20 protein-coding genes are annotated in these 25906 nt (G+C 49.4%); all 20 read right to left on the reverse strand.

Annotation, left to right across the window (positions count from 1 at the left end; all coding sequences use genetic code 11):
- Window positions 1–94: 94 nt before the first annotated feature.
- The 20 genes from sigE to bshC all read right to left on the reverse strand — a co-directional run bounded on the left by sigE (window position 95) and on the right by bshC (window position 25860).
- Window positions 95–817 carry an RNA polymerase sporulation sigma factor SigE gene (sigE, locus tag BN1360_RS22230; RefSeq protein ID WP_068782039.1) on the reverse strand — a complete coding sequence of 241 codons (723 nt, stop codon included), beginning with the start codon at window positions 815–817 and terminating at the stop codon, window positions 95–97.
- Window positions 818–848: 31 nt separating this feature from the next.
- Window positions 849–1835: a sigma-E processing peptidase SpoIIGA gene (gene spoIIGA / locus BN1360_RS22235; RefSeq protein WP_068782040.1), complete on the reverse strand. Its 987-nt coding sequence runs from the start codon at window positions 1833–1835 to the stop codon at window positions 849–851.
- A gap of 559 nt (window positions 1836–2394) precedes the next feature.
- Window positions 2395–3504 (reverse strand): cell division protein FtsZ, encoded by a 1110-nt coding sequence (gene ftsZ, locus BN1360_RS22240; RefSeq protein WP_068782041.1) that lies wholly within the window; start codon window positions 3502–3504, stop codon window positions 2395–2397.
- Window positions 3505–3560: 56 nt separating this feature from the next.
- The gene (ftsA, locus tag BN1360_RS22245; protein WP_068782042.1) at window positions 3561–4811 is read right to left on the reverse strand and encodes a cell division protein FtsA; all 1251 of its coding nucleotides are present in this window, start codon (window positions 4809–4811) and stop codon (window positions 3561–3563) included.
- A gap of 256 nt (window positions 4812–5067) precedes the next feature.
- Complete coding sequence (locus tag BN1360_RS22250) at window positions 5068–5835, reverse strand: cell division protein FtsQ/DivIB (protein WP_372775448.1); 768 nt, start codon at window positions 5833–5835, stop codon at window positions 5068–5070.
- Between the two features lie 173 nt (window positions 5836–6008).
- Complete coding sequence (gene murA, locus BN1360_RS22255) at window positions 6009–7289, reverse strand: UDP-N-acetylglucosamine 1-carboxyvinyltransferase (protein ID WP_068782045.1); 1281 nt, start codon at window positions 7287–7289, stop codon at window positions 6009–6011.
- Between the two features lie 16 nt (window positions 7290–7305).
- Window positions 7306–8211, reverse strand: coding sequence for a UDP-N-acetylmuramate dehydrogenase (gene murB, locus BN1360_RS22260; protein WP_068782522.1), 906 nt, complete (start codon window positions 8209–8211; stop codon window positions 7306–7308).
- 339 nt (window positions 8212–8550) lie between these two features.
- Window positions 8551–9669: an undecaprenyldiphospho-muramoylpentapeptide beta-N-acetylglucosaminyltransferase gene (gene murG, locus BN1360_RS22265; protein WP_068782046.1), complete on the reverse strand. Its 1119-nt coding sequence runs from the start codon at window positions 9667–9669 to the stop codon at window positions 8551–8553.
- 4 nt (window positions 9670–9673) lie between these two features.
- Window positions 9674–10771, reverse strand: coding sequence for a stage V sporulation protein E (spoVE, locus tag BN1360_RS22270; protein ID WP_068782047.1), 1098 nt, complete (start codon window positions 10769–10771; stop codon window positions 9674–9676).
- A 49-nt stretch (window positions 10772–10820) separates the two neighbouring features.
- Window positions 10821–12245, reverse strand: coding sequence for a UDP-N-acetylmuramoyl-L-alanine--D-glutamate ligase (gene murD, locus BN1360_RS22275; protein ID WP_068782048.1), 1425 nt, complete (start codon window positions 12243–12245; stop codon window positions 10821–10823).
- Between the two features lie 2 nt (window positions 12246–12247).
- Window positions 12248–13213 carry a phospho-N-acetylmuramoyl-pentapeptide-transferase gene (gene mraY / locus BN1360_RS22280; RefSeq protein ID WP_068782049.1) on the reverse strand — a complete coding sequence of 322 codons (966 nt, stop codon included), beginning with the start codon at window positions 13211–13213 and terminating at the stop codon, window positions 12248–12250.
- Between the two features lie 25 nt (window positions 13214–13238).
- Window positions 13239–14633: a UDP-N-acetylmuramoyl-tripeptide--D-alanyl-D-alanine ligase gene (locus BN1360_RS22285; RefSeq protein ID WP_068782523.1), complete on the reverse strand. Its 1395-nt coding sequence runs from the start codon at window positions 14631–14633 to the stop codon at window positions 13239–13241.
- Complete coding sequence (locus tag BN1360_RS22290; RefSeq protein ID WP_068782050.1) at window positions 14633–16123, reverse strand: UDP-N-acetylmuramoyl-L-alanyl-D-glutamate--2,6-diaminopimelate ligase; 1491 nt, start codon at window positions 16121–16123, stop codon at window positions 14633–14635. The genes BN1360_RS22285 and BN1360_RS22290 overlap by 1 nt, the downstream gene beginning before the upstream one ends.
- 133 nt (window positions 16124–16256) lie before the next feature.
- On the reverse strand, window positions 16257–18218 hold the full coding sequence (locus BN1360_RS22295) for a stage V sporulation protein D (RefSeq protein WP_068782051.1): 1962 nt from the start codon (window positions 18216–18218) through the stop codon (window positions 16257–16259).
- Between the two features lie 82 nt (window positions 18219–18300).
- The gene (locus BN1360_RS22300) at window positions 18301–20523 is read right to left on the reverse strand and encodes a penicillin-binding transpeptidase domain-containing protein (protein WP_068782052.1); all 2223 of its coding nucleotides are present in this window, start codon (window positions 20521–20523) and stop codon (window positions 18301–18303) included.
- Window positions 20524–20547: 24 nt separating this feature from the next.
- Window positions 20548–20964, reverse strand: coding sequence for a hypothetical protein (locus BN1360_RS22305; protein ID WP_068782053.1), 417 nt, complete (start codon window positions 20962–20964; stop codon window positions 20548–20550).
- A gap of 1 nt (window position 20965) precedes the next feature.
- Window positions 20966–21946 (reverse strand): 16S rRNA (cytosine(1402)-N(4))-methyltransferase RsmH, encoded by a 981-nt coding sequence (rsmH, locus tag BN1360_RS22310; RefSeq protein ID WP_068782054.1) that lies wholly within the window; start codon window positions 21944–21946, stop codon window positions 20966–20968.
- A 252-nt stretch (window positions 21947–22198) separates the two neighbouring features.
- A complete protein-coding gene (gene mraZ, locus BN1360_RS22315; protein ID WP_068782055.1) occupies window positions 22199–22636 on the reverse strand; it encodes a division/cell wall cluster transcriptional repressor MraZ in 438 nt (145 codons plus the stop codon).
- A 259-nt stretch (window positions 22637–22895) separates the two neighbouring features.
- On the reverse strand, window positions 22896–24161 hold the full coding sequence (locus tag BN1360_RS22320) for an adenosylhomocysteinase (RefSeq protein WP_068782056.1): 1266 nt from the start codon (window positions 24159–24161) through the stop codon (window positions 22896–22898).
- A 61-nt stretch (window positions 24162–24222) separates the two neighbouring features.
- Window positions 24223–25860 (reverse strand): bacillithiol biosynthesis cysteine-adding enzyme BshC, encoded by a 1638-nt coding sequence (gene bshC / locus BN1360_RS22325; protein WP_068782057.1) that lies wholly within the window; start codon window positions 25858–25860, stop codon window positions 24223–24225.
- Window positions 25861–25906: the final 46 nt, after the last annotated feature.

Genomic DNA, 25906 nt, shown 5'->3' on the forward strand with positions numbered 1-25906 from the left:
CCAAGGAGAAACATTAATGATAAGTATCTCCTTGGACTGTATTTTTATTCCTCCTCCGGAAGGAGAAGCTTAACCTCGGGATGCCCCCTTTGAGCTATACCATTTTGTTAAATTCCTTACGCAGCCGCTTAATAATGCGCTTCTCCAGCCTCGAAATATAGGACTGGGAGATGCCCAAAAGATCAGCAACATCCTTCTGCGTCTTCTCATCGCCATCTACCAGACCAAATCTCAGCTCCATAATCATCCTCTCCCGGTCGCTCAGTTTATCAAGCGCCTTATGAAGCAGCTTGCGGTCTACCTGCTCTTCGATGTTTCGATAGATCGTATCATTCTCCGTACCGAGCACATCCGACAAGAGCAGCTCGTTGCCGTCCCAGTCGATATTCAACGGTTCATCGAAAGACACCTCCGTACGGATCTTGCTATTGCGGCGCAAATACATTAATATTTCATTCTCAATACAGCGAGAGGCATAGGTAGCTAGCTTTATCTTCTTCTCTGGATCAAACGTATTGACCGCTTTGATTAATCCAATCGCCCCGATCGAGACAAGATCTTCAATGTTAATACCTGTATTCTCAAACTTTCTGGCAATATAGACAACAAGCCGCAGGTTGCGTTCGATCAGCATCGATCTAATCGCCGAATCCCCTGAAGGGAGACGTTCCAATAAGTACTCCTCTTCCTCACGCGTCAATGGAGGTGGCAGAGCTTCGCTTCCACCGATGTAATAGATTTCTTCACTCTTGAGTCCTAATATAAATAACATCCGATAGTACTGCAGCTGCAAGATCAACTTCCACTTTACACGCATGTTCCTGATCCTCCCATGTACCGTTCCTGTTTTAGCCGGCAGAATTCGTCCTCCTATCATCCGGCCCTGCCGCCTTAACCGGACTTTCACCGCTTTCCTTGCCTTCCGTTAGTGCCGGATGAATGATCGCCCGGTACACCCCGTCGGAAGATAGAACTCCTCCGTCCAGACCAATAAGAACCCGGGTCGTTATAACCTTGTTCCCCTCTGTAATCACACAGACTTCATCGGGCTTCAATGCGATCATAAACTGTGTCCCTTTGCCAACTGCACGATAAGGGATAAGACGCAATCGATCACGCCATAAGAACGCTTCATCATCACTCCAGGTGAGAATAAGGTTGTCCGCATTCTCCATACTCCATCTGCTGCCCGATGTGTCCGGCAAATATTGCTCCCAGAGCGAGGTCTCCATCACCATAACCGGCAGACGACTAAAGGGGTCATTAAGCTGGTTGCCGGTATCGATCAGCCCTGTGCAACGAATCGTTACATCATCAATTCTTACAGTGACTTCCGCTAGACAGGTATCGATCCGTTCCAATCTGCGGCGAGCGGACATCACTCCTCGGAACCACAGCAACACCGCGATGAAGGCGATAATCATGAATAACGTTCCTACCTTCAGCGAGAAGCTAAGTCCCCCTGAAGCGGAGTACCAAATCCCATTGAACACCTCACCATAGCTTTGCAGCAAATAGTGAATTCCCAATATTCCCCCGGCTGCTGCGAAATTGACCATGTAGAAGGCCCCCAAATTTCGCAAATAGGATTGCAAGCTTACGAAGCCGAAGGCAATCCATAACATAACGACCGAGAATAGAAACTTCACCAGGAAGGTATAGAGAAATGATAGTTCCGGCAAGAACATCATAACGACATAAGCAGCCCCAAATGCAGCCGAAGCCGCGAGCCGCCAGAACACGATTTTTTGTTTTCTCATCCAGGCAGTGACGAGAAGCAGACTCGCATCGATTAGCAGATTGAGCAAAAATATTAAATCGATGTATACAACCAGTCCCCTTCACCTGCCCATTCCCCATCTACTAAAGCAGTTCATCAAGTCAGCTCTTGCAGGCCCAAGCTCAATCCGGCTGAAGCGTTCCGGAAAACGCATAATTGAAAGAATAAGCTTCGATCTGAAGACCGCCCTTTATGAGCTCCCTATTTGAAGAGGTTGTTCATAAAAGTAGCTTTAGACACTATGAGATAAGTCAGAAAGTGCAGTGCAATAACGTACATTCAGAAGCTGTAATGAGCACCTCCAACACGTAGATGGTTAACAGTATATAGGCATCTATCTGTGAAGTCTGTCTAAAATTGAATGAAAGTTCGCACTAATTTTGTCGAGCCCATCGATCCGCTAGATTTTGCCGCGACACAGCAATAAAAGAGGCGGTTTTATATACGTTACCAAGTTTCGATAATTAAAGCTTCTCTTCTTAATTGAATATCGAAGCCTTTTGACTCTTACCTTGATCTTTTTAGTTCGACATCTATAGAATGAAAATAAAAAAAGACCCTATCCACTTTAAAAAGGGATAAGGTCTTTGGGGAAGACTTATTATTCAGGTTAGCTACTCCTTGCGGGAGCGATTGCGAAGGAATGTCGGAATATCCAATTGATCCGAGTTGTTCTGGTGTCCGAATGGACGAAGCGCATTGTTCGAACGGTTCTCCTGCACCTCAGAGACATTGCCCGCCGGATTCACGCGTCCCGGATTCGCAGCAGGTTTGCTCTCGAAGCCTGTTGCGATAACCGTTACTTTAATCTCTTCCTTCAAGCTTTCATCGATAATAGCACCAAAGATCATATTCACTTCTGGATCTGAAGCAGAGATAACGATCTCGGCCGCTTCATTAACCTCATACAGGGACAGGTTGGAACCGCCTGTAATATTCATAATAACGCCACGGGCGCCCTCGATTGAGGTTTCCAGCAGCGGGCTCATAATCGCCTTGCGCGCAGCTTCAGCCGCACGGTTCTCGCCTGTAGCCAGACCGATCCCCATCAGCGCTGATCCACGCTCCGTCATAATCGTCTTCACGTCAGCGAAGTCAAGGTTGATCAAGCCTGGTACAGCGATCAGGTCAGAGATGCCCTGTACCGCTTGACGCAATACATTATCAGCCTCGCGGAACGCTTCCAGCATTGGAGTCTTCTTGTCGACGATCTCGAGAAGGCGGTCGTTTGGAATAACGATCAGCGTGTCTACCTTCTCTTTTAAAGCTTCGATTCCCGTCTCAGCATGCGAGGAACGCTTGCGTCCTTCGAAGGTAAACGGACGAGTCACGACGCCAACGGTCAGTGCGCCGCACTCCTTGGCAATCTCAGCGATCACAGGAGCTGCACCAGTACCGGTACCTCCGCCCATCCCCGCTGTAACGAACACCATATCGGCGCCCTTCAAAGTATTAGCAATCAAATCACGGGATTCTTCCGCAGCCTTTTTGCCTACTTCCGGGTTGGCTCCAGCGCCAAGACCACGCGTCAGCTTATCCCCAATCTGCAATTTATGCTCGGATTTAGCCAAATGCAAGGCTTGGGCGTCCGTATTCACAGTAATGAATTCTACGCCCTGCACTCCATTCTCGATCATTCGGTTCACAGCGTTGCTGCCGCCGCCGCCTACACCGATGACTTTAATTTGAGCCAAGCTCTCCATTTCAAAATCAAATTCTAACATACTCTTCCATCTCCCCCTCATTGTGCATGGATGGCTCGTCCAATCCTCTGAACCAATTATATGAATTCACTAAATAGGTTTTTCAAACGTTCCATAATCCCTGTCTTCCGTGTTGCTTCCTGCGCGGATACAGGTTTAGTGCGGTTTGTAACTTTCTTAGGGCTTGCATTGCTGCGAATGCGAATATTCTTGATGACTTTATAGAGAATTCCGACACCACCCGTAAAGCCTGGATCCCGAACACCGATATAATCGGGTACAGCAATCCGCACAGAGGTCGACAATTCGTCCTGAGCAACCTTTAGCAAGCCTGGCATCGATGACGTGCCACCCGTAAGAATGTATCCTCCGGGCATATCGCTATATCCGAGTCGCCTTACTTCATCACGAATTAATTGAAAAATTTCTTGTACCCTAGGCTCGGCGATCGCGGCAAGATCCTCCTGTGTGAATTCCTTGTCCACATTGCTGCCGATCCTCGTTACTTTAAACGTGATGTCTGGCGCGGCATCTTCAATCGAGGCACAACCGTACTTCAGCTTAACCTTCTCCGCCTGATCCGTCAGTGTGCGGAGTCCGTAAGCAATATCATTTGTTATAAATTCTCCCCCAATCGGAAGCGTGGATGTCGCAACGATCGTGCCGCCTTCAAACACAGCGATCGTTGTGGACCCGGCACCGATGTCTACCAGCACAGAGCCCATCGTTTTCTCGTCTTTGGATAAAGCAAGTTGACCGGCCCCCAGGGACAGCAATACCAGATCGTGAATTTTCAGTCCCGCCTTCTCGACACAGCGAAGCAAATTATGTATCGCTGTCTTGCTACCGGTAATAATCGTAGCTTCTACCTCAAGGCGAACGCCAATCATTCCACGTGGATCTTTAATTTCTTCCAGACCGTCAACTACATATTGTTTGGCGACTACATCGATAATCTCCCGCTCCGGCGGCAGAGCAATCACTTCCGCTGCCTTAAGAACACGCTCAATATCTTCCTCACCGATTTCCCGGTCTTCATTTTGTACGGCTACTACTCCATGGCTCGTTTGGAGTCCGATATGGTTACCCGAAATGCCGACGTATACTTCTGATATTTGAATACCTACCATCCGTTCCGCGTGATCCACAGCACTGCGAATCGATTGTACGGTCTGGTCAATATCTACAATCGCACCTTTGCGAATACCTTCCGAGTCGGCAGATCCAACCCCAATAATATTAAAGGATCCATTATTAATTTCCCCTATAATAGCACGAACTTTGGATGTACCGATGTCCAAACTAACAATGATGTCATTGTTGCTCAAGCCCTTGGCACCTCCTATTTCCAAATAAATATAATAGCATGAAAAATATACTCTCTAAATAATTCAACGTCAGTTAACCTTTCCCTCTTTTTTCTACAAATTTTTTGTTCTCCAAGTTTTACAAGCAGGACGAATGCAAACCCGTCTATACAAATACTATACACGCGGCTTATCGCAATCGCCAATGATGCAAAAACATAAAGAAAAAAGAAGGAGAAAGGAAACTTGTCCATAAAATGTATTTTACCATTGATCGTCACTGATGAGTAGTATCATTTTCACTGCCGTCCTGGCTTGCATCCTGGCTGTAAGGTACATAGGAATCGGCCTCCAGCATTGTTAATGTCCCAGGGTCCTGAACTTCCAGAATCATATTCATATATTCAACCTTGGCCGGCAGCAGCGAGATCGCCGATATCACCTCAAAATGAGATCTGGTATAAATCTTGATCCGGTCAGGATAAGACAGTGTTGGCGAGGGCGTAATCTCGGAAATATCCGAAGTCAGCGAGTCCGGAATTTGCGCCAATGCCGTGCATAGCTTGCCTAGATTAGGATCATCGGACTTCCACCCCGTCAATATGGGCTTCTCCATCGGCATCGTCCCATTCTTCAGCTCGATAACAGTCCCATTCGCCAGGAAGCCCTTGAGCGAGCCATCCGAAATTAACTGATAGGCGGCCAGAGGGTACTCCTTGATCGTGATTGTTATAGTTCCGGGGAACGACTTCTTAACCGTGGCCGTCTCGATTGACGGAAGCTCGGCCAGCCTTGCTTCAATCTTGTCAGAGCTAGTCCCGAAGAAAGGCGCACCGAGCTCAAGGCCGCTGATACTCAGCATCTCTTTCTCAGTCGCAAATATATTGCCTTGAAACTTGATGTCCGAGATTTTACTTAATGAGGAGCGAAAAAAAAGGACGCTTAGGATGGCAATAAACAAAAAAATGAGAATCACCATAATTTTACGGCTGCTTTTCTTTTTCGGTCTCGGCTCTTTAAGAATAGGCACATTTACTTTTAATATCATATTTTCTTTCTCCGTAAAATACTATTCTTAGTATAAACATCATTGCGATACTACCATAAGCTAAGGTTTCCAAATGCAGACAACTTTCAATGACATGTTCAACAAGGCCCGTTTTCAGTACCAAAGCCTTATATCCCCTCCACAGGAGGGGAATCCAGGCACCAAATCTATTAAGCTAGGTCCAATTGTTTCAGCGCGGTATTTTCCCGGCGCATAACGCCCCCCAGCCGCCCAAACATCTGCTCAATGTGTTCGTATCCACGATCGATATGGTGAATCTGTTCCACCACCGTCTTGCCCTGTGCGGCAAGACCGGCAATGACCAATGCGGCACCTGCTCGCAGATCGGTCGCTTCCACTGTCGCTCCGTATAATCTGGGTACACCGCGTATGAATGCCGTATTCAGATCGACCGAAATATCGGCTCCCATCCGCACTAGTTCATCGACATGCCTGAGCCTGCCTTCGAAGACCGTCTCTTTCATCAGGCTAAGTCCATCCGCAAGAGACAGCAGCACCATCACCTGTGACTGAAGATCCGTCGGAAAGGAAGGATAGGGAGAAGTAGTGATCTTCTCAACCGCTTTGGGCCTTCCATTGCTGCTCACGGATATTATATCATTGTCTGCACCTATTTGAACACCAGAGCGGCGCAGCACATGAATTAGTGATGTTAAATGGGCAGGATTGCTGTGTGTCACCGTTATGCTTCCCCGCGTTGCCGCCGCCGCGATTAACGCGGTTCCTGCGACAATCCGGTCAGGGATAATCTCATACTCGCAAGGCTCGAGGGAAGCAACCCCCTGAATCGTTATCGTGTCTGTTCCGGCGCCGATAATGTTAGCCCCCATCATATTCAAGAAGCGCTGCAGATCCTGAATTTCAGGTTCTCGTGCAGCATTGGTAATGACGGATGTTCCTTCCGCAAGCGCTGCGGCCATCATAATATTCTCCGTCGCCCCGACGCTGGGGAAGTCCAGATGAATATCATTGCCAATCAACCTGGCGGCCCTGCACCATATTTGATGATCATTCTCTTCAATTTTTGCTCCGAGCGCCGCAAGCCCCCGTAAATGCAAATCTATCTTTCTTTCCCCAATCGCGCACCCACCGGGCTGATAGATGCAAACCTCACCGAATCGAGCCAGCAAAGGACCCATGAGGAAAATAGACGATCTCATTTGCTTCATCAAGTCTTCCGGCACATGGCTGGAATTGGCGCCACTGGTGTCAAGGTTAACGGTATCACCTTGCTGAACTGCTACACATCCCAGTCGGCTCAGTATGCCGAGCATCACATCAATATCGAGCAGACGAGGGACATTGCGAAGCTGCACCTGACCCTCACACATCAGGCTGGCAGCCATTATAGGCAGTGCGGCATTTTTCGCTCCATGGATACGTATGGATCCCGACAAGGGCCTCCCGCCTTCGATCACCAATTTGTCCAATGTATCACCTCCGAGTTTACCGTTCGCCCACGAAGAATACCTCAGGCACCAATCGAACCCCATATTTCGAGGCGATGGTGTCTTTAATCTGCTCCATAAGCGAAAGAACGTCCCCTGCTGTTGCTTGCCCGGTATTGATGATGAAATTGGCATGCAGCCTGGATACTTCGGCCCCGCCTACACGCAGTCCCTTTAATCCCGCCGCCTCAATCAGCCTAGCGGAATAATCACCCGGCGGATTGCGGAATACACTGCCCGCGCACGGTTGCTGCAACGGCTGGGTCTTCCGGCGACGGTCTTTATACGCAGCCATCGCGGCCGCAATTTCTAGACGGTCACCTTCCTTAAGCTCAAGGCAGGCACGTATGACAATGCCAGGTTGCTCCTGCAGTTTAGAATGGCGGTAAGAGAACCTCATATCCTCCGCATTGCAGGTCACCAATTCACCTGTCTCCAGAACAATTTCAGCGGATTTGAAAATGCGTGACAAATCAGACCCGTGAGCGCCAGCGTTCATGTAGACAGCTCCTCCCACCGTGCCGGGAATGCCTCCTGCGAATTCCAGACCAGTCAAGCCCTGCTTGCCTGCCATAATGCTCAATCGGACGAAAGAAGCGCCGCCTCCGGCCCAGGCTTCATTGCCATTAAACCGGATCTCTTCGAATTCCTTCCCGAGCTTGATCACCGCGCCGCGGATGCCCTTATCAGAGACAAGCATATTGGAGCCCTTGCCGATCATCATCCAGGGAATCTGCTGCTGGTGCAGTGTGGTCATAAGACAGGCTAATTGTTCTGCATTTTCAGGAATGATCAGGGCATCTGCTGGGCCGCCAATCTTCCATGTCGTGTATCTGGACATGGGTTCGTCCGGCAGGATCTCTCCGACATCAAGCTGCGATAATTCCATGAGCCATTGCTGCATCCTATAGTCCCCCTTTGATCCTGCACATGGGCCGACCTTATCGGCAACCCTTTCGTCCCAGGCGTATGAATTGCCATGGACACCAGACACTGCCTGCAGCCAAGCTGAACTTGCCAAGAACGCTCCCTCCTGTACGGTCGCATTAAGCGAGTGTTCAAAAAAGTCCGTTTTTCAGCAGCGAGAAGGCTATAGCAGGTGGACTTTTTGAACTTTCTTCTAACGATTGTCACGATGTATAGGGTATCTTATGCCTTTCTGCTCTAGAGTGTGACAATCGCCCAGTTCGCTGCTGACAGGCTCGTCTCGGATGGCTGTTACATTCCGTGCAAGGGTCCGTTTCTAGGCCTTTGCCCGTTTGCTTGACAACCTCTTCATCTCGGCCACAATCAATTGTGCCGAATCCGGCTTGCCAAGGCCGCGTGATGCGGCAGACATCGCCGTATGCAAGTTGGCATCCTTCATAATCCGCCTGATGCCTTCGAACAGTCCTTGGCCGGTCAGCTCCGGCTCCAGGATCACTTCGGCCGCCCCAGCTTTCTCCAGGGATCTGGCGTTCTTCTCCTGATGGTTGTTCGTCACATTCGGCGAAGGAATCAGGATAGAAGGTAAGCCAAGCGAAGTAATCTCCGCCAGGAAGGAAGCTCCGGCCCGGTTAACGATCAGAGAGGTTGCTGCAAGCACCTCCGGCATATTGTGAATATAAGGGAGAATCAATAAATTACCAGGCAGACTGCCCAGCTTGCCCTTAATCGATTTCAGCGTTGGTTCGTAATAGTTGTTGCCTGTTACATAGACGAAGGTAATGTCGGGCAATTTATTCAATTCTGCGGCCATTTGCACCATCGCCTCATTGATGGCTCTCGCTCCTTGACTTCCGCCCACGAGCACCACAATTGGACGGTCCTTGGACACGCCCAATGATTCATACCCCTTATTCTTATTCGCTGATACGACCGTAGTCGCACGCGGATTTCCTGTATAGATGACATGCTTGCTTCCCGGGAACAAGGACACTGATTCCTCGAAGCTTACGGCTACGGTATCTACATACTTGCTCAAAAAGCGATTCGTCAATCCCGGAACTGCATTCTGCTCATGGATCATCGATGGAATGCCTAGCTTCGCGGCCGCATATACGACCGGACCGCATACATATCCACCTGTGCCGATCACAACATCCGGTTTGAACTCACGCAGCATCTGCTTGGATTGTTGAACGCCTTTTAGGAAGCGCATGACGGTTTTCACATTTTCAAAAGATAATTTACGGCGAAAGCCTGTGATCTCAATCGACTTAAAAGCGATATCCGCCTTCGGCACGATCGAACTCTCCAAACCTTTCTGTCCGCCGATGTATAGAAATTCAGAGTTAGGCTCCTCAAGAGCACATTGATTAGCAACGGCAAGTGCTGGGTAGATATGTCCTCCCGTACCACCGCCGGTTAATACGACGCGCATACCTTCACCTCGCAAAACGGGATAAATTAAGTAAAATGCCTAGGGCTGTAAGCATTAAGGTCAACGATGAGCCACCGTAACTTATCAGCGGCAAAGTGATGCCTGTAACCGGCATAAGGCCGATTACTACACCGATATTAATCACAACCTGCACTCCTACCATACCAACGATCCCGACCGCTAGCAAACTGCCAAACGTATCATCAATCGTCATCGCGACTCTCATGCCTCGCCAGATCAGAATCAGGAACAACATCAGAACGAGCAGTCCACCGATGAAGCCAAGTTCCTCCGCCAGGATTGAAAAAATAAAGTCCGTCTGTGGCTCCGGAACATAGCTGTATTTCTGTCTGCTCATCCCCAGCCCCAAGCCGGCCAGGCCGCCGGGACCAATCGCGTACAGGGACTGAATAATCTGATAGCCTGCTCCAAGAGGGTCGGACCATGGATCAAGGAATGCCGTAATTCGCGCCAATCGGTAAGGAGCGGCCAGAATAAGACCTACAAAACCCACAGCGCCTACGGCTGCCAGTCCGACCAGATGTTTGATTCTCGCGCCAGCCGTAAATACGATTAACATCGAGGCTCCCAGCATTACCGTGCCGGTGCCCAGATCCGGCTGCAGCATAATCATGCCAAAGGCCAAACCAATAATGCCGAGCGGAGGCAACAGGCCTCTCGCAAACTGAGTGATTCTATAATCCTCCTTACTGAGCCAATAGGACAGAAAGAGAATCATGCCCAGCTTCATAAACTCAGAGGGCTGAATACCAAACGAGCTGATGCCTAACCAGCTCCTTGCTCCGCCTCTGACTACGCCAATTCCCGGAATCAATACGATGACCAGCAGGGCGAAACAGATGATCAGCCCTATTTTGGCATACCTCTTCAACAAGCGATAATCAAAGTTCATCGTAAAGAACATGGCCACCAGGCCAAGAACAGCAAATAATGCCTGGCGCTTCACAAAATAAAAGGAATCGCCGTAATCATGAAAACCGAGCACAGAGCCCGCGCTATATACCATTACAATTCCGATCGTCAGCAAGGATAAAATACTGGCTAGTAGCCAGAAATCCGGCGCCTTTCGGCTCTTATTCATCGTGGCAGCCACCTTTTTAAGGAAAGTAGGGGCTTTTCCACCCCCCTACTTAAAGGGTATGCACCGCCTCTTTAAAAATGCGTCCACGCTCTTCATAGGAACTGAACATGTCCCAGCTTGCGCAAGCTGGCGATAATAAGACAATATCTCCAGGATCAGCAAGCTCTGCAGCCTCGGATATCGCCTTCCTCAGCGTGGAGGCGGCACTGTCAACATTATCGACAATGACGATATCGGTTAGACCTGCAAGCTGTGCGACCTTGGCGATTTTTTCCTTCGTCTGTCCAAGCGCGACCACCGCTTTTACGTTTTTCTCAAAGGATGACAGCAGTTCCATATAATCAGAACCGCGGTCAAGACCGCCAGCGATCAAGACGATCGGTTTATTCAGGGCGCCAAGCGCCATGATCGTCGCTTTGCCATTCGTCGCTTTAGAGTTATTGTAATAGGTTACGCCATGCTTCACTTCCACAAATTCAAGCCGATGCTCTACGCCTTTGAATGTGCGCAAAGGCTCAGCAAGCCGCTCGGATTCCGCTCCAGCGGCAATGGAAGCGGCGATCGCAGCCAGCGCATCCTCCACGTTGAAGCGGCCGGGCAAGCCGATCTCTTCCACGGTAATGATCGGACTGATATGGCCCTCCTTATCACGGTATACTACAGTCCGCTCCAATTCATCCTCGACTCCGGCAATATAAGACGGCGTAACGAATACCCCCTCCGTTCTTAATTCCTCCGTCATCGAGAACGGAATCAATCTTGCCTTCAAGTGAGGGACCAGCTCGCGGCAGACGGGGTCATCCCAATTTACGACAGCGATGTCATCCGCTGTCTGATTAGCGAACAGCTTCGCCTTGGAAGCGACATAATCCTCCATGGAGCCATGATAATCAAGATGCGTCTCGGCCACATTAAGCAGCACACCTACCTTGGGCTTAAAGTCCTCGGTGCCCTTTAGCTGGAAGCTGCTAAGCTCAGCTACCAGCCAATTCTCCGCCGCAGCCTGCTCGGCAGCTTCACAGAGCGGAGTGCCGATATTTCCCGCTACAATCGGATGCAGCCCAGCGGCATCCAGCATCTTGCCGATCCAGGTTGTCGTCGTCGTCTTCCCATTCGAACCGGTTATGCCGATGATCGGCGCTTGACTAAGATGATAGGCTACCTCTACCTCAGTTACCACATCGATACCAAGCTCCAGCGCCTGAATAACAGGCGGAGCGCTGTATGGAATGCCCGGGTTCTTCACCACAAGCTCCACGGATGGAGAGATCAGTCCTTCCGGATGTCCTCCGCATACAACAGAAATTCCCAAAGCCTCCAGTTCAGAAGCTTCGGGACTTTCTTCTCGCGTCTTCCTATCATTGACTGTAACTATGGCTCCATAATGATGGAGGGTCTTGGCAACCTGCACACCGCTTTTTGCTAAACCGAGGACGACAACTTGTCGTCCCCGATATTGTTCTGGATGTTTCATCTCTACAACCCCTTGTTCAAATAAAGTCCAACGACAGCTAGCACGAGGCCGACCGCCCAAAATGTCGTGACAACACGCCACTCCGACCAGCCTGACAGCTCGAAATGGTGATGGATCGGGCTCATTTTGAAAATTCTTTTACCGCGTGTCTTGAAAGAGATTACCTGCAAGACGACCGACAGCATCTCAATCACGAAGACGCCGCCGATGACTAAAAATAGCAATTCACTCTTCGTCACGATCGCGATTCCGGCAATCGCTCCGCCGATGCCAAGCGAGCCCGTATCGCCCATAAATACCTTGGCCGGGTGCGCGTTGAACACTAGAAATCCAATCACTGCCCCGATCATAGCCGCTGCGCAGACTGCTGCTACCATGGAGGTAGCCTGCATGGCGATAATCGCATATGCACCGAAAGCAATGCCGCTGACGCCGGACAGAAGGCCATCGAGGCCATCCGTGAAGTTGACCGCGTTGCTGATCGCCAGCATCATCACAATAATAAATGGATAGTAGAACCATGGTCCCAAATCAAAGGCAAAGCCCGTTCCTGGGATGCCAATCGCTGTGCTATGTCCTTCCGATACAAGCAATGCTGTAATAATACCGGCGAATAGCAGTTGACCAAATAGCTTCTGCTTAGGTGTCAGTCCCAGGGATCGTTTGAATACAATTTTAATGTAATCATCCAGAAACCCTACCAGCCCAAAGCCGAGCGTAGCCACCAGCAAGACGTAGAAGTCCGTGTTCACTACAGAGAATTTTAAATAGGCAATCGTAAAAGCTAATATAATGACGACCCCGCCCATTGTAGGCGTGCCCGCTTTCTTCTGATGACTCTGCGGCCCTTCTACACGAATTTGCTGACCGAATTTCATCCGCCGCAATAAAGGTATTAATAGAGGGGCTGATATGACAGCCAAAATGAAAGATACTCCAATCGTTAATAAGATAAGTCCGTAATCCATGGGATCACCCTCCTCTCGCCGGTAATTATTGATGTAATTTGCTATGTTTGACCGCTTCGACGACTTCTTCCAGCTTCATTCCGCGTGAGGCCTTCACCAGTACCACATCTTTCGGATGCAGTACACTGATTAACTTATGAATAAGCTCGCTTTTATCATCGTATGCATAAATATTGTCCAGAGCGAGATGTTTCTTCGCCCCAACGGCAATTTCCTTGCCCAGGCGCCCAAAAGTAAACAACAAATCCGTATTTTCTGTTGTTAAATACTCGCCTACTTCTTGATGGAACTGCACTTCATCTTCTCCGAGCTCAAGCATATCCCCGAGTATGGCGATTTTATTCCGACATCCCTTCATCTTGTGCAGCACATTCACAGCCGCTCTCATAGAAGTAGGGCTCGCGTTATAGGCATCGTTCAGGATCGTTACCCCGTTTGCGCCTTTAACAATTTCAATCCGCATCCCAGTTAGCTCCGCGTGCTTAAGGCCTTCCTTCATATCGGCCTCAACCACGCCATAATGCCTGGCAACCGCAAGTGCCGCGAGGCAATTTACAACATTATGCTCGCCAAGAAGCGGCAGCTCAAGCGGTGTCTCCCCGACATTTGGGGTGAACAGGGTACCCTGCTCCAGGAACATGATTCCGCTCGGATAAATATCATCATTTCCATTTACACCAAAAGTCAGTGTATGCAGCTGCTCCGGTTTTGGTGTATTCGGATCAGCCAGCACCTCCGTAATTAGCGGTTCATCGCCATTGTATACGAACAAGCCGCCCGTCTTCATTCCCGACAAAATCTCCAACTTGGCACGGGCAATCTCTAGACGGGAACCGAGCTGCTCCAAATGCGATTCACCGATATTGGTGACGATCGCCACCTCCGGTTCCGCGAGCTTTGAAAGAAACTCGATTTCATAACGACCGCTCATGCCCATCTCGAGCACAGCCACCTCGGTATCCTCCGGCATGGCCAGGATAGTAAGCGGCATTCCAATATGATTGTTATAATTGCCGCCCGTCTTATGCACCTTGTAAGTAGTAGCCAGCAGGGCATACAGCAGGTCCTTTGTCGTTGTCTTCCCGTTGCTGCCGGTAATTCCGACTACCTTAGCACCTACGGCTGCTAGATAGCTCTTAGCGAGGAGCTGCATCGCTTCAAGGGCGTCGTCAACCAGAACAGCCGGTCCTGGAGGGTTGCCCTTAGAGCGTTCCCACAGCGCGGCTACAGCCCCGCTCGCCAGACTGTCTGCAACGAAGGCGTGCCCGTCGAATCTCTCGCCAGACAAGGGTACGAACAGGCATCCCTGCTGAATATGTCTGGAGTCAGTAATTACTCCATGAATGATTAGGTTGTTATCTTCGACATTAGCCACCTGTCCGCCGCACATGGCGGCAATGTCCGCTAATTTTCTTTTTATCACTTTACTAAACCCCTTATCGCTTCTTTGGCTACAAGACGATCATCAAAATCATGTACTTCCTTACCAATGATCTGATAGGTCTCATGTCCTTTCCCCGCAATCAATACTACATCGTCACGGCTTGCCATTTCAATAGCCTTTTGAATCGCGGCATGGCGGTCTACGATGAGCTCGTAACGTTCTAGCGGAATATTGTCCTCGATAAGCCCTGCCTCAATATCTTTCAAGATCAATGCCGGGTCCTCCGTCCGCGGATTATCCGATGTGATAATAACGTGATCCCCATACTTCGCCGCGATCTTGCCCATGATCGGACGCTTCTTCCGATCGCGATCTCCACCGCAGCCGAACACGCATATCACCCGGCCCTTGGCAAATTCATTGACCGTGCGCAGTACGTTCTCCAGACCGTCCGGAGTATGAGCATAATCCACAATAACCGCAAAAGGCTGGCCCTCGTCTACAGCTTCAACCCGGCCTTCAACCCCCTTGATCGATTCCAGACTCTGTTTGATGCTCTCAAGCGGAATATCTTCCAATAGAGTTGTTGCGATAGCAGCCAGGGCATTATATACATTGAACTTGCCGACCATACGCAATGCGATGTCTGCACTGCCGCGGAAAGTCTCTACATGGAAGCTGGTTCCCCGCGCTGTCACGGAGATATTCGAGGCTCTGACATCTGCTGGATGGTCCACCCCATACGTAATCGTCTCTGCTGAAGTCAGCTTCGCAAAATAATCAGAAGCTGCATCATCCGCATTCAACACCGCATAACTCCGTTCAGCCGGATCTTGCGGATACTCGTTGCCAAGGCGGGAGAAGAACAAGCCCTTTGCTGCTTTGTAGGCCTCCATCGTCTCATGGTAATCAAGATGATCCTGAGTCAGGTTAGTGAACACCGCAGTGCGGAAATGCGTCCCTTTGACCCTGCCCTGTTCAAGCGCATGCGAGGATACCTCCATTACGCAATGAGACGCGCCTCCTTGCACCATTTCGTGCAGGTAGTGCTGCAAGTCCAGCGCTTCCGGAGTCGTCCGCGGCATAGGGACTGCCTTGCCATCAAAGCGGCGCTCGATCGTACCGATTAACCCCGGCTTGTTGCCTTGATCCAGCAAAATCTGCTCAACCAAATAGGTTGTTGTTGTTTTCCCGTTCGTTCCCGTAATACCGATGGCTTTCAAATGATTGCTGGGATAATTGAAAAATACATTGCCGAGTACCGCCATAGCGAGACGGCTGTCCTTCACTTTAAGCTGCGGCAGCGGAACCTCTTCCAGGAAGCGCTGTACGACCAGCGCACTGGCCCCCTGCTCAGCGGCTTGCTTCGCATATTGATGGCCGTCAACGGTATGTCCCGGCAGACAGAGAAACAAATCGCCGGGCTTCACTTGTCTGGAATCAAAGCAGATTCCCTGACAATTGGCGTTCTCATCTCCCGAAATTTCCGAAGCTATTAAATAAGATGCTAAATCTTTAAGCAGCATATAGGACCCCTCCGTCAAAATCTTACCGATATTTATAGTATCGCCAAAACAAATTCAATTCAGGATATTATTTCACTGAAATGATAAGTTGACGGTACATCTTTCTTTCACGTCCATATCTTCTTGCCTTTGGCTACTCATGCTCATGATCGTGCTCAAGCTCTTGTTCGGCCTCAGCCTCGCTTCCCATATAAATGCGGATTGTTGAGCCCTTATCCACTCTTGTACCCGCTTTGGGCGCCTGATTGATAACGATAGAACCCGCTCCTGATTTCACCAAATTGAAATTCATGTTCATATCTTCATAGATATCCTGCGCTGTGTAGCCGATCAGATCAGGAACCGTAACAACCGGCGTCTCACCGTATTTATACTTCTTCGCAACCTGATCCTTGCGCGGCGGAATCTTCAAATAGTCAAGCGCATCGGCAAGGATATTGCGCACGATAGGCGCTGCTACCACGCCGCCGAACTGAATTCCCTGCGGATTGTCCACCGCTGTATATACGACGATTTGCGGATCATCCGCCGGGGCAAACCCGATAAATGACACGATATGCTCATTCGCGGAATAACGTCCGTTAACTACCTTCTGAGCTGTCCCCGTCTTCCCTCCAACGCGGTATCCATCGATGAATGCATTGCCGCCTGTACCGTTCGCTACCACACTCTCAAGCGCGGCCCGCACCTTCTGTGAAGTTTCCTCAGAGATCACCTGACGGACAAGCTGCGGCTCTGTAACATCGACGATCTGTCCGGTATCCGGATTCGTCCATGATTTGGCCACGTAAGGCTTGAATAGCTTGCCTCCGTTAATCGCTGCCGACACGGCGGTGATCTGTTGGATCGGCGTCACCGACACCCCTTGGCCAAAGGACGTAGTTGCCAGCTCTACCGGACCGACTTGGGACAGTTTGAACAGAATGCCATTCTCTTCACCACTGAGATCGATTCCAGTCTTGCTGCCAAAGCCAAAATCCTTAATATACTTAAATAAAGACTCCTTGCCAAGCCGCTGCCCCAGAGCAACAAACCCAGGGTTGCAGGAATTCTCGACAACCTGCAGGAAGGTCTGGCTCCCGTGTCCACCCTTCTTCCAGCAGCGCAGTGTAGCTCCTCCGACCTTGGCAAAGCCAGGATCATAGAAATGATCATGCTGAAGATCCACCTTCTGTTCCTGCAAAGCCGCCGCCAGCGTAATGATCTTAAAGGTAGAACCCGGTTCATAAGTCATCCAGATTGGGAGATTCCGATTGTACACCTGAGGATCAACATCCTGATAGGTGGCCGGATCATATCCGGGTCTCGCTGCCATACCCAAAATCTCGCCTGTTTTCGGATTCATCGCAATCGTCAATGCGGAGTCAGCATTTAGCCTGGCCATCGCTTGATCAAGCTCGCGTTCTATAATACTCTGAATCGACTTATCAATGGTCAGCTGCAGATTCAGTCCATCCTTAGGCTCCACGTAGACCTCTGATGAGCCAGGCATTAATCGTCCACCGGCATCGGACAAATAAGATACACTGCCATTCATCCCGCTAAGTTCACTGTCATATTTACTCTCCAGCCCCGTCAAACCTTGATTGTATCCTCCGGTGAAGCCCAGTATATGCGCGGCAAGTCCTCCATAAGGATAATATCTTTTATTATCTTCGGCAACAACAATACCCGGCAGATCCAAATCACGAATTTCCTGTGCCTTTTCCATCGTAATTTTGCGACCCCCGGGCTGTAGCCTGACTATGGATTCTTTCTTAGTGATTACTTTAAGCACAGCTTCCTCGCTCATCCCGAGCAGCGGCGCCAAACTATGCGCTGTCGTCTCCGGTGATTTCACCTGCACAGGGATGGCCATAACCGTAGGAGTCGTAACATTATAAGCGAGCACATTCCCATTGCGATCACTAATCTCGCCTCGCTTCGCGGAATAAGGAATATTGCGCCGCCAGGAATCCTCTGCCTTCGCCGACAATTCCGCCCCCTTGCCCAATTGTACATAAGCTAGCCGGGCAACAAGAGCCATGAATAGCACACATAGCATAAACAGCAGCACGAACAGTCTTCTTCTTATCGTAAGCCTGGAGATTTTCATAGAAAGCGGCCCCCCTGTTTCATCCTGAGCATTAATTGGTTTCATATCATAAATATTCAGGACAAACAGGGGTTAGAACAAGCTATGGAGAAGAACCCGAGCTCTCATCGGGATTCTCCTCCCGAGCAGCTTCATCGTTCTGCTCATCTTGCCCCGATTCCTCACCTTCCTTGATCGGAGGCTCAAGTACAAGATCGATTCGCCTCTTGCCATTCTCCTTCGTCAGAGTTTGAGAGACAACATAACCTTCACCTTCTATATTCACTTCCACACCTATAGCAGAGAGCAGCTCCATTGCATCCCTCAGAGACTGGCCTTTCAGACTCGGGATGTTTACTTTATCCCCTTCCTCTGACAGTAAATACATATGTTGGCCTGTCTTTAATATGGCACCGGCTTTTGGAAATTGCGAGACAATCTTTGTGCCTTTGCCAAGCGTTGCATAGTTGATGCCCAGACCGGCAAGCTTATTCTTGGCCTCCTGAACGGACAAGCCTTTTAAATCCGGAGCCTTGATTCCGTTATTCGCATTATCCGACGTAGTCTTGGTGTCAAATTTCTTAGGCACGCCTAAATATTGCAATGTCTGATTCATAATCTTCTTAAAGATTGGCGCAGCCGCCGTTCCACCGCCCAGATCAGAATCCTGCGGCTCATCGATAACCACCAGCATCGCTATTTTCGGATCATCCACTGGCGCATATCCGATAAAGGATAAAACCTGCTTCTTGTAATCATATTTCCCGTTAATAACCTTCACTGCAGTACCGGTCTTGCCTGCAACCCGATACCCGTCGATATAAGCATGACGCCCACTACCGATCTTCAAATCCGAGACGACCTGCTCCAAATATTCACCGGTTTTCTTCGCACTTTCCTGGGAAATAACTTGCTTAACAACCTCTGGCTGCGTGACCGTTGTCTCACCCGTCAGCGGATCCGTAATGGACTTGACGATATGCGGTGTCATCAGCTTTCCTCCGTTAGCAATGGCCGCCACTGCAGCCACCTGCTGTAAAGGAGTAACCAGCAATTTACCGTGACCATAAGTCATCGCCGCGTAGTCTGCCTGCTGCTCCGGTGATACGACGCCCTTCGCCTCTCCCGGAAGCTCGATTCCCGTAGCTTGTCCGAAGCCGAAATTATCAACATACTGCTTCATCAGATCAGGACCCAGCATTTCATAACCCAGCTTGACGAAGGCGACGTTACTGGAACGCTTAACCCCTTCCATGTATGAGATGCTGCCCCAGCCCGAACGTCTGACATCATGAATGGTCTGTCCAGGTACGCGGATGCTGCCTGACATATAATAACCGTTCGGATTGAACAGGCCCTCCTGTACCGTAGCCGCCAAAGTTACAATCTTAAAGGTCGAGCCAGGCTCATAGACCGATTTGATCGCATGATTATAAAAATTTTTCTGGTCTACATCTACCCAGTATTCATTGGGATCATAGCTTGGCAGATTCGCCATTCCCAGAATCTCCATCGTCTTCGGATCAGCGGCAATCACCGTCATACTGATCGGCCTCAGCTGGTTGAATGCCTCTGTCATCGCGTCCTCAATATAATACTGTATTGTATCATCAATTGTTAACCGAATATCTTTGCCATCTTTTGCCGGGGTATAAACTTCACTCGCTTTCGGGATCTCAATCCCACGGCCATCGCTCTTATATTCAATGGCTCCATCTTGCCCCGTCAGCTCTTCGTCAAAGGCAGCCTCAATCCCGGATACCGCCTTTTCTTCACGATTCGTATAACCAAGCACATGCGCTGCAAGACTATTTTTAGGATAATAGCGTTTGCTCTCTTTCAGCAGCAAGATACCTGAATCCGGAATTTTATGCTTTTCCTTCAATTCGTCCGAGAACTTCTCAACCTGATCCCGAAGCTCCTGATCAATCTTCCATCCTTCATTTCTTACTTCACGCTGCGAATAGAAGCCGCCATTCTCTCTCTTGGCATTTACAAGTTTTCTTAATTCACCCTCATCCTTGTTAAGCAGTTGATGTAACCCCTGTACGACCTCCTCCTGCAATTCGTATTTATTAATAATTTGCGGATTCACCGCGACAGTATAAGCTGGAGCATCAACAGCCAGCACATCGCCATTCCGGTCGGTAATTGTCCCCCGGGTGGCAGTGAGCACCTTCTTCTTAGACCATTGATTTTCGGCATAACTTTGCCAGAAATTATTTTCTACAACCTGTACCCAGAACACTCTGAGCATCAAGACAGCAAAAAAGAGGGTAATGATTCCCCCTATCAGCAGTGTACGAAGCTTTATTCTTTTGATCATAATAAAAACCTCTTAATACTCAATTTATCGAACAGTTGCAACATCCGTATCCTGATTCTCCGTTGTCGTCGAATTCGGTACTTGAACATGGACGCCTTCATTTACCGGCTCAACATACCCTAGCTTGGCTGCTTCTTCAGGAATTCGTTCCTCCAGCTTCTCCTTCTGGATCGACAGTTCCTTCACCTGAACATTAATATTTTGAATCTCTGTGTTTAGATTAAAAGCTTGCCGTTTAATATCATACAATTGCGAATTTTGCCATAGCAATCCACCCATGATGCCGACGCAGAAAAGAATCGTCACCATATACAGCAGCTTCTCACGAATGGGAAGCGGTGACCTGCGAGTTACTACCTTTGTTGTCTCACGGTAGCGCGGATTCTGTCCACGTGCCGTTGCCTTCTCTTTTACTGCTAGATTTCCACGTGTATACGCCATCTCACTTTCCCCCTGCTGTTTCTATGGATTGCAATTTCTCCGCCACGCGCAGCTTGGCTGAACGTGCTCTGGAATTAAGCGCCAACTCTTCCTCAGAGGGAACGATGGGCTTCCGGTTTATCAATTTCAACTGTCCTTGGCCCCCGCATACACACATTGGGAAATCCGGAGGACAAGTGCATTTCTCTACATAACTGACAAAAATCTGCTTGCAGATCCGGTCCTCCAAGGAGTGGAAGGTAATAACGGAAACCCTACCTCCTGGAGCCAGGCAACGAACTGCCGCATGCAGCCCTTCTTCAAACGCTCCCAGCTCATCATTTACCGCGATACGCAGCGCCTGAAAGCTTCGCTTGGCCGGGTGGCCTCCGGTTCTTCGCGCTGCTGCCGGAATGCCTGCCTTGATGAGTTCGACCAGTTCACCCGTCGTCTCAATTGGAGAGGTTTTACGTTGGTCTACGATAACCTTGGCAATTCTGCGCGAGAATTTCTCTTCGCCGTATTGGAACAGAATCCGTGCAATCTCCTTCTCAGGCCAATCGTTGATGATATCGCGAGCCGTAAGTGCAGCGGACTGATCCATCCGCATATCCAGCGGCGCGTCAGCATTATAGCTGAACCCACGTTCGCCTTCATCAAACTGCGGGGAAGATACCCCCAGATCGAACAAAATACCGTCTACCTGTGGCAAACCATCCTGCCTTGGAACAAAATCAAGCTCCAGCAGCTTCTCTTGCAAATGACGAAAATTACTCTTCACCAAAGTAAGGCGATCCCGATAGGGAGCAAGCACCTCTTTGGCGTTTTCATGTGCCCAATCATCCTGATCGAAAGCGATCAATCTGCCGCCTTCACTGAGCTGTGACAAAATGACTGAGCTGTGACCTCCGCCACCCAGCGTACAATCTACATATATACCGCCTGGCTTAATGCTCAGCCCTTCTGTCGCTTCTGCCTTTAATACCGTGATGTGATGGAACAAGACTGCAGCCCTCCAGACTGTTTTTGAGGTCATTCAAAAGTCCACTTTTGATCACGAAGCAGCACTGAAAGTCTATTCGACATCGAATCTTGAATTCACCCGGGCTTTCCGATGCTCTCGTACCCAAACGTACGCTCCGCTTCTCAATCCCTAGCTTCATCCAACCTTCTTGGTGCTGAAAACTGGACTTTTCGAACATCTCATTTAGTAGATATAATACTTTAAATTACTTAAAATACTTTTTGAATTTCCTTACAGGTCGAAATTGAAGTCGACCAGTTTCTCGGCGATTTCATTAAAAGATTCTTCCGACTGCTCAAAGTACTGTTCCCATGTCGAGCGGCTCCAAATCTCAACGCGATTCGACACCCCCAGCACCACGCACTCTTTCTCCAGCTTCGCATATTGCCTCAGGTTGCTTGGTATGTTTACCCTTCCCTGTTTATCCCATTCACATTCGGTAGCTCCAGAGAAGAAGAAGCGAGTAAACGCGCGAGCATCGGATTTCATTAGTGGTAAAGTCTTGAGCTTCTGCTCCAGCAGTTCCCATTCTGTTACGGGATACACAAAGAGACACTGATCAAGACCACGGGTAACAACAAAAGAGGTCCCCAGAAGATCGCGAAACTTAGCCGGAATGATAATACGGCCCTTCTCATCAATGCTATGTTGGAATTCCCCCATAAACATCGGCTTCGCTCACCCCTAACCTCTTTCCCCCACATTACACCACTTTACACCACAATGATGGTTATATTCAACATATTAAGGAAAATTCCTGCTAAAAGCAAAAAAAATATTTGGAAATTCAATTGATGAAAACAGCCAAAAAAAGAACAAGCTTCAAGGTTATCCAACCTCGAAGCCTGCTTTCTAGGGGAAATTGGTATTATTTTCAGCATATTGCTTGGCAACATCTTATAAGGAGATATCCTTTAGTCGGCTTGGCTTAGTGCTCCTGCCAGCTATCCAGATAAGTACGCTGCTCATCTGTCAGAGTATCGATGTTAACGCCCAGACTCTCTAACTTGAAGCGGGCCACCTGCTCATCCAACTCATACGGCACATTAACGACCGTCTTGCCGATCCGCTCGTACTGCTCATTTACATACTTAAGCGACAGCGCCTGCAGAGCAAAGGTCATATCCATGATTTCCGCCGGATGTCCGTCTCCTGCAGCGAGGTTCACCAACCGCCCCTCCGCAAGGAGATAAAATTTCCGTCCGTCCTTCAATTGATATTCCTCAATGTTGCGACGCACAGTTCTGATCGAGATGGAACGCGCCGCTAGCTCCGGCTTGTTCACTTCCACATCAAAATGTCCCGCATTGGACAGGATTGCTCCATCCTTCATTACATCGTAGTGTTCGCCCCGGATCACGTCCCGGTTCCCCGTGACAGTTACGAAGAAGTCGCCTATCTTGGCCGCTTCTGTCATCGGCATCACCCGGAATCCGTCCATATGGGCTTCCACCGCTCTGATCGCATCTACTTCAGTGACGATTACATTCGCTCCAAGCCCCTTGGCACGCATCGCTACGCCCTTGCCGCACCAGCCATAACCAACGACGACAACCGTCTTGCCGGCTACGACCAGATTGGTCGTCCGGTTGATGCCATCCCATACGGATTGGCCTGTTCCGTAGCGATTATCGAACAAGTATTTGCAATAAGCGTCATTGACGGCGACCATCGGGAATTTTAACTGCCCTTCCTTATCCATCGCTTTCAAACGCAAAATACCTGTCGTTGTCTCCTCCGCACCACCGCATATGTTCTCAAGCAGATCGGGGCGTTCCGAATGGAGGATGGTCACCAGGTCTCCACCGTCATCGATAATCAAGTCCGGCTTCGTCTCCAGCGCGCGAATCAACAATTGCTTATACTCCGCAGGCTCCGGATTATATTTGGCATACACCGTAATGCCATCCTCCACCAGGGCAGCACACACATCGTCCTGCGTAGAGAGCGGATTGCTGCCGGTAATCGTCACTTCTGCACCACCAGCCTGCACTACTTTAGCCAAATAAGCGGTTTTCGCCTCAAGATGAAGAGATATGGATACCCTCAGACCCTTGAAAGGCTGCTCTGCTTCAAACTGCTTGCGAATCCGTGAAAGCACAGGCATATGAGCCTCTACCCAATCGATTTTCAAATGGCCTTCAGGAGCAAGCCGCAAATCTGCAATCATGCTATTTTCAACTGCTTTGTTCATCCCATTTCCTCCTTGGCTAGTATAGTCCCTCAAAACAAGCCATGCGGTATCCGGTCCAACACTATAAATAGATGATACGATGCTCCCCGGAAATATCATAAGGAATTTCCAACAGGTGATCGAGCCATTCATTACCGTAACGGTTCAGATAGTAGAAAATATTGTAGACCCGCTCCTGCGGCTTATGTTGTGGAAAGAGCGATAATTCGATTCGATCGAAATGCCGAAGCCCCGCTGAGTTAGCCTTGCCAAGCGCATCTTTGGCCCGGCCGCGCAAATATTCCATCTGCTCGACGATCTTCTCCCGATTGGCAGCCCCCAGCTTAAGCAAACCTGCTTGAATTCCCCCGAGCTGTTCGATCAAGGGATCGTACAGTTCCGTAAAGGCAGCCTTGATCTGTTCAAAGCGTTCATCCAGATGCAAGGAATCCTGCTCAGCCAACCAATGCTCCTTTTTCTGTGCAAAGACTTTATGATCGCTCACATCAGCCCAGCTCAAATTGTATTTATCCATATGCTTATGAAGCGTTCCTTCTATGACTGTAAAAGACTCCCGGTTAAGCAGCAAAGGCATTTTTAACCCAAACGCCTTAAATGCCGATCCGGTTAAGGCCCAATAGGCGATTTCACCCGTTCCTAGCACCGCCCCAAGTACCGGCAGCAGGCTATCCTGCATCAGCGGTCTGGTCAGCACATTGTTGCTGAACCGTTCAGGATGGCGACCAAGCTCTGACTTCAGCTCGTCCGCTGTGAAGTGCACTTTCCCTTTACGATCTCTAAATCTTCCATCATGCTTGAACAGCAAAAGACGTTCTCCTTCATGAATATAGAACAGGTTAGCTCCATCCGCGGCAACATCAGCTTGTGCCTGATAGCCAAGGGATTGACAGAGATCAGCTGCGGCACGATAAGCTGCTCCTAACCGGTCATTCTCGTCGATCATTCTCTCAAAGATCGGCGACTCAAGCTGTCTCAGAGCCGGATCAGCCGAATCAAGCAGCACCAATCCGTATTTGCCAAACCAGGTTCCCAGCAGCTTGGCAAAAGCATCGCTTAATGTAGGTGAGCCCTCCGACACTTGGCTAAGCAGTTCCAACAGCCCGGGTCTGAACTCGGTATCAGGCAGCAGCTGCTCCAACTCTGAGATCGCCTGCTCCCACTCTTCTCTGGCGATGGCATTCATGCTGACAGGCAAACGCTGCTCTGTCTCCCGTGCAACACGGATCCGTGCAACCGATAGATCCGCAGACAAGACATAGGTATGATTCACTTCATCCCAATCATGGTCCTCGCCTGCGATCCAGAACACCGGAACAACCGGATGATTCAATTGCTTCGCAGCATGCTGCGCTGCTTTGATAATCGTCGCTGCTTTATAGATGACAAGCAGCGGACCTGTGAACAGGCCGCTCTGCTGTCCACCAACGATTACGGCAGCATCCGGCTTCTCCAAAGTATCCAGAGAACGAGATACGGCCTCATGCGGATTATGTAGCAGATTATATTCACGCAATCTCTCAACGACTTGCCCGCGCGGAAGGCGCAAATGCTCTGATTCATGAAGCCATTCCAGCCTTTCCTTCCAGCTTGCTTCATTCATGGCATCATATTGATATAATTGCTGTACGCTCGAAAAATGATTCAGATAAGCCTCTGAGAGCGGTTTATTTAACGCCAGTGGCTCTTGCACAATATTCATCAGGTCATATCCCCCGTTCTACTCTTGATCCCTTAAAAATATATCA

Origin of the sequence: Paenibacillus sp. GM2 (assembly GCF_900069005.2) — a bacterium.
In the GTDB taxonomy this organism is placed as follows: domain Bacteria; phylum Bacillota; class Bacilli; order Paenibacillales; family Paenibacillaceae; genus Fontibacillus.